Origin of the sequence: Novosphingobium sp. (assembly GCF_036733805.1) — a bacterium.
GTDB lineage: Bacteria > Pseudomonadota > Alphaproteobacteria > Sphingomonadales > Sphingomonadaceae > Novosphingobium.
This window is the reverse complement of record NZ_DAIMZT010000092.1, coordinates 1-6661: the sequence shown is the minus strand read 5'-3', so window position 1 is coordinate 6661 and position 6661 is coordinate 1. Positions and strand designations below refer to the sequence as shown.

Sequence of the window (6661 nt, the reverse complement as noted above, 5' to 3'; positions counted from 1 at the left end):
TGGCGGGCGCTTTTTCTGCCTGGAGTTCTCGACCACGCAGTGGCCGGGCTTCAAGCAGATCTATGACGGCTATTCCCATAAGCTGGTGCCGCAAATCGGCCGCATGATCGCGGGCGATGCCGATTCTTATCGTTACCTGGTCGAATCGATCCGCCGTTTCCCGCCGATGCCGGAGTTCGAGGGCATGATCCGCCATGCTGGTTTCAAGCATACGAAAGTAGAGCCGATCATGGGCGGGCTGGTAGCGATTCATTCGGGATGGAAGGTTTGAAGACCCTTTCCGCACGTAGCCACGCGGCGGTCTTGTGACTCGCCCCGCCACGCATGTCTTCCGCCTGCTCAAATGGGGCCGGGTGCTAGCGCGGCACGGCGCGCTGCGCGGGATCGAGCACGATCGCAACGCGCCCGCGCAAGTCAAGCGGCTCTGCCGGATCGCTCGCTTCGGCACCCGTCAACCGCGCGAGCCAGACTATGCCGGCGCTTTTCAGGAGATCGGTCCGGCAGCCATCAAGCTTGGGCAGGCCCTGGCGACGCGGCCCGATCTTGTTGGTGATGGTCCGGCGCGTAATCTGCTCACCTTGCAGGACAGCCTGCCCCCGGTCGCCTTCGACGAGATTCGCGCCGTTATCGAAAGCTCTTTCGGCCGGCCCGTGGAGGCGTTGTTCTCCAGCATCGAAGAAGAACCGGTGGGGGCGGCGTCCATCGCGCAGGTTCACCGCGCGGTCACCGTGGACGGACGGACGGTGGCGGTAAAAGTGCTTCGTCCGCGCATTCGCGAAAAGTTCGCGCGCGACGTTGAGACTTATGAGTGGGCAGCTGCGCACCTCGAAGCCCTGGGCGGCGAGGCGACGCGCCTCAGGCCCCGGGCGGTGATCGATAACCTGAAACGCTGGACGACGCGCGAACTGGACTTGCGGCGCGAGGCCGCTTCCGCCTCCGAGCTTGCCGAGGCGATGAAGGGGGTGGCGGGCTACCATGTTCCCGCGGTCGATTGGGACCGCACCAATGGATCGGTGCTCACCGTCGAATGGATCGACGGGATCAAGATGAGCGACATCGAAGGCTTGCGCGCCGCCGGGCACGATTTGCCTGAGCTGGCAAGCACACTGGTGCTGACCTTCCTGACCCAGGCGATCTCCTGCGGTTTCTTTCATGCCGACATGCACCAAGGCAATCTGTTCGTGCATAGCGACGGCACCATCGTAGCCATCGATTTCGGCATCATGGGCCGGATCAACCGCCAGGCCCGGCTCTGGCTCGCCGAAATCCTCTATGGGCTGACGACCGGCAATTACCGGCGCGTCGCGGAAATCCATTTTGAGGCGCAATATGTGCCCGCCTATCATACGGTGGAGGAGTTCGCGTCCGCATTGCGGGCCGTGGGTGAGCCGATGCGCGGCAAGCCGGTTTCCGAACTTTCGGTCGGCCAGATGCTGGACGGGCTGTTTGCCATTACCCGCGACTTCGACATGCAGGTGCAGCCGCATTTGTTGCTGTTGCAAAAAACCATGGTCATGGTCGAAGGGCTGGCGACCGCGCTCGATCCCGACGTCAATATGTGGGACGTTTCCGCGCCATTCGTGAAAGGCTGGATCCGGGACGAACTGGGTCCGGAGGCGATGGTGGTGGACCGCCTGCGCGAGGACTTCGGCACGCTGGCCCGCCTGCCCGGGCTGTTGCGTCGGATCGAGGAGAAATTCCCGCCCAAAGGGGGCGCGCCCGAGCAAGCGCCGTTGCCGACGGTCGATCTGATCTGGGCGCGTAAACGCGAAAGTAACCATTGGTGGGGCTATGTGCTGGCGGCAATCCTGGGGGGTGCTGCCGCATGGGCGTTCACGTACTGGAGTTTCCTGAAGTAGGCGAAGAAGCGCGCGGTTCGGGATCGCCCAGGGTCAGCCATTTCGCGGGCTGGCCGCCGTTGCTGGCGCGCATCGCGCTGGCGGCGCTTGCCTTGCTCTTGGCGGCTTCCGCTCTCGTTCAGATAGCCAAGTCCGGCACTCGCTCCCCGTGGGAAGGGCCGGTCGAAGTCTCCTCTCCCGCCGCGCCGGGCTCTATCGCCAAACCTTATGACCAGGACATTGCGCTTTACGAGGCAGCGATCGCCCGCATCCGCAAGGGCGAGAACTACTACGACTTCATCGTTCCCGAGCATCGGGCGTGGAAGTACCCGGTCAAACCGCAATTCGCGGTGCGATTGCCCACTCTTGCCTATCTTGACGCGCGGCTGGGCGCGCCAGGACAGATCGGCGCGGCGCTGGCGTTGATGTTCGGCATCATCATCGCCTGGTGGCGCCGGTTCGGAGACGAAGGTATTTCGTACGTGCGCAGGGCTATGGCGACCGCCGTGGTTTCCGTCGCCGCCTCGCTTGCCGTCAATCGGCATTACTTTCCGCTGCACGAGCTTTGGGCCGGCGGCCTGATCGCCCTTTCCTTCGGCCTTCATCGCATCGGGAGGAACGGCGAGGGCGGGCGCTGGCTCGGCGCGTTCTGCGCTGCGGCGCTGGCGCTGGCGATTAGGGAACTGACGTTGCCGTTCGTGCTGCTCATGCTGGCGACCGCGCTATGGTATCGCAACCGGAAAGAGGCGCTGGCCTGGACAATGCTCGTGGCGCTGTTCGCCTGCGCGATGGCCGTGCATATATCGTTGATAGAGCGGCAGGTGCTGCCGAGCGATCCGCATTCCGCGCCGTGGCTGGTGATGCGCGGGCTGTCGGGTTGGCTGGGCAACGTATCGCAGGCCAGCAATCTGCGCTGGCTGCCGCATTTCCTGGCTGGCCCCGCCGTCGTACTGATGACGTTCGGCTGGCTCGGGTTCCGGGGACGCACCGGCACTTTCGGTTTCCTGTTGAGCGCGGGCTACGGCGTTGCTTTCATGCTGGCGGGGCGATGGGACAACTTCTACTGGGGCGCGATGATCGCCCCCGCCATGTTTGCTGGAATCGCCTTCGCTCCTTGTGCGCTTGCGCAGCTTGTTGCGGCGGCTCGTCTGCCGATCGGCGCGTCGGCGCCAACCGCAAATTAATTGCACGTCCATGCCCGCTGTTGCAGAAGCCTTAACCATGAATGGACCTCGCATTCTCCTGGTCGTCGGCGGCGGCATCGCGGCTTACAAGGCTTGCGAACTCGTCCGCGCCATCCGCAAGGAGGGGGGAGAGGTGACTTGCGTCGTTACTGAAGCGGGCACCAAGTTCGTTACCCCTATGGCTTTGGCGGCGCTGTCGGAAAGGCCCGTCTACACTACCCTGTGGGATCTTCGGAACGAGACGGAGATGGGCCATATCCAACTCAGCCGTGATGCCGATCTGGTGGTGGTCTGCCCGGCGACGGCCGATCTTCTCGCCAAGATGGCCGCCGGTATTGCTGACGATCTGGCCACGACGATGCTACTGGCGACGGACAAGCCGGTCATGGCCGTTCCCGCGATGAACGTGCGCATGTGGCAGCACGCCGCAACCATGCGCAATGTTCAGGCGCTGCGCGATGCGGGCGTGGACGTAATGGAGCCCGATGAAGGGACGATGGCTTGCGGGGAGTTTGGCCCAGGTCGCCTGCCCGATCCCGTCGCCATCTGGCAACGCATCGCGTGGGTCCTGGGATTGGGCCCGGTGGAAGTGGCGCCTTTGCCCGGCTCCGCGCCGCAACTCCCCGAGCCCGAGCCGCGGACCGCGCAGTCCGAATGGCAACCGCGCTTCGCCGAGCCCGAACCGGAACCGGCCGCGCCTGAAGGACTGGGATTTGGTGGGTTGACCGGCTCCATGATTTCCCGCGGGCTGCAGAGAGCCAGGAAAGCGGTCACTTTCGGTTTCGACGAGGAAACGGCGAGGCCGCTGCGGGAAACCCCGGTCCCCGCAGCTTCACCACTGGTTGCGAAGAAAGGGTTCGCACGCGGGGCGCCTCCGACTGATCCCGACGCGATCGATGACATCTTCTCGCATGGCGCCGCCGCCGACGGGCCGCTGCCGGTGGATGGACCGCTGCGGGGCAGGCACGTCCTCGTCACTGCCGGGCCGACCTGGGAGCCGATCGATCCGGTGCGCTACATTGCCAATCGTTCCTCCGGCAAGCAGGGTTTCGCCATTGCTGCCGCGGCCGCGCGCGCAGGCGCGCGAGTGACGCTGATCGCCGGGCCGGTTAGCCTGGAGACCCCGCCGGGCGTGGACCGGATCGACGTCGAAAGTGCATTGCAGATGGCGGAGGCCGTCAGAAGCGCGCTGCCCGCGGATATCGCGGTCATGGTGGCAGCCGTCGCTGATTGGCGCACTGCCAATGTCGCGAAGGAAAAGCTCAAGAAACGCGGTTCTGCTCCGCCGGCGCTGCTGCTGACGGAGAATCCGGATATCCTCGCGACCGTCGCGGCGCGGCCGGACCGCCCGCCCTTGCTGATCGGCTTTGCCGCTGAGACGGAAAATGTGATTCAGCACGCGAAGGAAAAGCGCAAGCGCAAGGGCGCCGACTGGATCATCGCCAATGACGTGTCGGGCGATGTCATGGGCGGCGATGCCAATGCGGTTCACATCGTGCGCGGCGATGACGTGATCTCGCTTCCCGAAATGCCCAAGGAGGAAGTCGCGCGCATCCTCATCGAAAGGTTTGCAGATGCACTCGTCCGATAACGCCGGCGCTCAAATTCCCGTGATGGTGAAGGTCCTGCCACACGGTCAGGATCTGCCGCTGCCGGCCTATGCCACCGATGGCGCGGCCGGGATGGACGTGGTCTCTGCCGAGGATGTGACGATCCCGCCGGGCGCGCGCCATGCCGTGGCGACGGGTCTTGCGGTTGCGATCCCGCACGGTTTCGAAATCCAGGTGCGTCCGCGCTCGGGCCTGGCGTTGAAACATGGGATTACGGTGCCCAACACCCCCGGCACGATCGATTCGGACTATCGCGGCGAATTGAAAGTGATCCTCATCAATCACGGCGCCGATGCCTTTGATATCAGGCGCGGCGATCGGGTGGCGCAGCTCGTGCTCGCCCCGGTTACCCGTGCTTCATGGCTGCGCGTCGAAGAACTGGACGAGACCCTGCGGGGCGATGGTGGCTTCGGGTCGACTGGCGGCGTCGTCTCGCTGGGGGGCTGACTGCGCTAATCCTTCCCTTCATCCCTCCCCCGCCGCCGCTTGATGCCCCACCATCCCGCGGCGCTCAAGCCGCCCAGCATCGCCGCGCCTTTCGCCAATAGCGAGAAGGTGGAGGAAAGGGCACCCACAGTCACGCCCCAGAACAGCTGTGACATGATGGCCATGAAGACGTTCGTGGGATGCAGTTTGCCGGTGGCGGCAGGACAAGGTCAAGGATCGCGGCCAAAATCTGCTCCCCCAGGGGCGGATGCATTGCGCCAAAAAGAAAGGACGGATCCGCCGTTTCCGTCGGACCCGTCCCTCGGTGCCTCCCTCTCTTTGCAGGAGGGGAGCCCATCAGTTCACGTCACTTCTTTTCCGGTGCCACTGTAATGCGCACCGTCTCGCCAGAGTTCCCGGGAAAGCCCGTGAACATCGCTTCGACGAGGTTGGGGACGAGATACTGCAGGCGGTTGGAGGTCGAAACCGCTTCGGCCTTGCCTTCGAACAGACGTTCGCCATTGGCGGCGCGGTCGATCTTCAGCGAGACGCCGCTGGTGTAGATGGTATAGACGTCGATGCCGTCATCGAAGAAGGGATCATACCAACCGTAATGCCAGGGGCCGCCCCAATAGCCGCCCCAGGGGCCAAAGTGACGGGGGCCGTAAAAGCCGTAGGGGCCGTAGCCGTACCACGGATTCCAGAACGCCGAAGGGCCAGTGGAACGTACACGTTCCCGCCCGTTGTCCACGCCATAATCGAAGCGCACGATCATGCTGGCCTTGGCCGGATCCTCCACCGGGGCGTAGCCCAGATGTGCCAGTCGGTCGCGCACGAGGCCGGCATATTGCGCGAACTCCAGCCCCCCCGCGAGCTTGGGACTGTCGGCCACCACGGCGAATGTCTGACCTGCGGGTGCGGGCAGCTGCGATTGAAAGCGCGACACGTCGGCCTTGAACGGCGTCGCGCAGGCGGCAAGCGCCAGGAGAAGCATGGCTGCGGCGGCAAGGCGGAGCCTGCCGAAATACGAGTTCGTTTGTTCCATCATCATTTGTGCTCCACGAACCCGAAGGGCACCGTTCGCCCTTTCCGGCGGTTACCTTCGATTCCTTGCGATCCTGTCGTAGTTTATGTGCCCTGAATAGCCGTTGAATGGTGATTTATGCGCGACGGGCGGTTGCACTTGCCGATCTGTCCGTTGCAACGCCGCGATGACTTGCACCGGCGCTCAGGATGTAGGATGCGGCCTAGGCGATGACCAGTCCCATTCCCGTTCTTTCGATCCAGTGCGGCAAAGTCCGCCCGTTCCGTCGTCTTGATGAACCGAGTGCGATTCAGAAAGAGCCGGTGAACGGGCGCGTGCGGGTCCATCGGCTTGGTCTCGCCGGGGATGAACAGGCCGATCTCACGGCGCATGGCGGGCCGGACAAGGCGATCCATCACTATCCGCACGATCACTATCCCTTCTGGCGGCAGGCGATCGGCGACCACCCTCTGCTTGCGGCCTGGGGTGCCTTCGGCGAGAACGTTTCGACCGAGGGGCTGACGGAGGAGACCGTCTGCATCGGCGATCGCTGGCGGCTGGGCAGCGCCCTTGTCGAGG

8 protein-coding genes are annotated in these 6661 nt (G+C 64.2%); 6 read left to right on the top strand and 2 right to left on the bottom strand.

Translation table 11 applies throughout. From position 1 onward, the window contains the following. From V7D69_RS14820 to dut, 5 genes are all read left to right on the top strand, one after another. Positions 1 to 271 (top strand): class I SAM-dependent methyltransferase (locus tag V7D69_RS14820; protein WP_333606182.1); only part of this gene is annotated, 271 nt, incomplete at its 5' end. 34 nt (positions 272 to 305) lie between these two features. Then, positions 306 to 1859 (top strand): 2-polyprenylphenol 6-hydroxylase, encoded by a 1554-nt coding sequence (gene ubiB / locus V7D69_RS14815; protein ID WP_333606181.1) that lies wholly within the window; start codon positions 306 to 308, stop codon positions 1857 to 1859. Beyond that, complete coding sequence (locus V7D69_RS14810; RefSeq protein ID WP_333606180.1) at positions 1826 to 3022, top strand: hypothetical protein; 1197 nt, start codon at positions 1826 to 1828, stop codon at positions 3020 to 3022. The genes ubiB and V7D69_RS14810 overlap by 34 nt, the downstream gene beginning before the upstream one ends. A 37-nt stretch (positions 3023 to 3059) precedes the next feature. Beyond that, on the top strand, positions 3060 to 4613 hold the full coding sequence (locus tag V7D69_RS14805; protein ID WP_324061389.1) for a bifunctional phosphopantothenoylcysteine decarboxylase/phosphopantothenate synthase: 1554 nt from the start codon (positions 3060 to 3062) through the stop codon (positions 4611 to 4613). Then, the gene (gene dut / locus V7D69_RS14800) at positions 4597 to 5079 is read left to right on the top strand and encodes a dUTP diphosphatase (protein ID WP_324061391.1); all 483 of its coding nucleotides are present in this window, start codon (positions 4597 to 4599) and stop codon (positions 5077 to 5079) included. The genes V7D69_RS14805 and dut overlap by 17 nt, the downstream gene beginning before the upstream one ends. 5 nt (positions 5080 to 5084) lie before the next feature. On the opposite strand, the gene V7D69_RS14795 is transcribed toward dut, so the two are convergent. After that, positions 5085 to 5243 (bottom strand): hypothetical protein, encoded by a 159-nt coding sequence (locus V7D69_RS14795; protein WP_324061392.1) that lies wholly within the window; start codon positions 5241 to 5243, stop codon positions 5085 to 5087. A gap of 182 nt (positions 5244 to 5425) precedes the next feature. Further along, on the bottom strand, positions 5426 to 6103 hold the full coding sequence (locus V7D69_RS14790) for a DUF4136 domain-containing protein (RefSeq protein WP_414690935.1): 678 nt from the start codon (positions 6101 to 6103) through the stop codon (positions 5426 to 5428). A gap of 209 nt (positions 6104 to 6312) precedes the next feature. Here V7D69_RS14790 and V7D69_RS14785 point away from each other — a divergent pair. Then, on the top strand, positions 6313 to 6661 hold a 349-nt coding region (locus V7D69_RS14785; RefSeq protein ID WP_333606179.1), incomplete at its 3' end, for an MOSC domain-containing protein.

Coding starts and splice junctions, on each gene's coding strand:
- V7D69_RS14810 (WP_333606180.1), top strand. CDS start 1,826: ATGGGCGTTCACGTACTGGAGTTTCCTGAAGTAGGCGAAGAAGCGCGC.
- V7D69_RS14805 (WP_324061389.1), top strand. CDS start 3,060: ATGAATGGACCTCGCATTCTCCTGGTCGTCGGCGGCGGCATCGCGGCT.
- dut (WP_324061391.1), top strand. CDS start 4,597: ATGCACTCGTCCGATAACGCCGGCGCTCAAATTCCCGTGATGGTGAAG.
- V7D69_RS14795 (WP_324061392.1), bottom strand. CDS start 5,243: ATGGCCATCATGTCACAGCTGTTCTGGGGCGTGACTGTGGGTGCCCTT.
- V7D69_RS14790 (WP_414690935.1), bottom strand. CDS start 6,103: ATGGAACAAACGAACTCGTATTTCGGCAGGCTCCGCCTTGCCGCCGCA.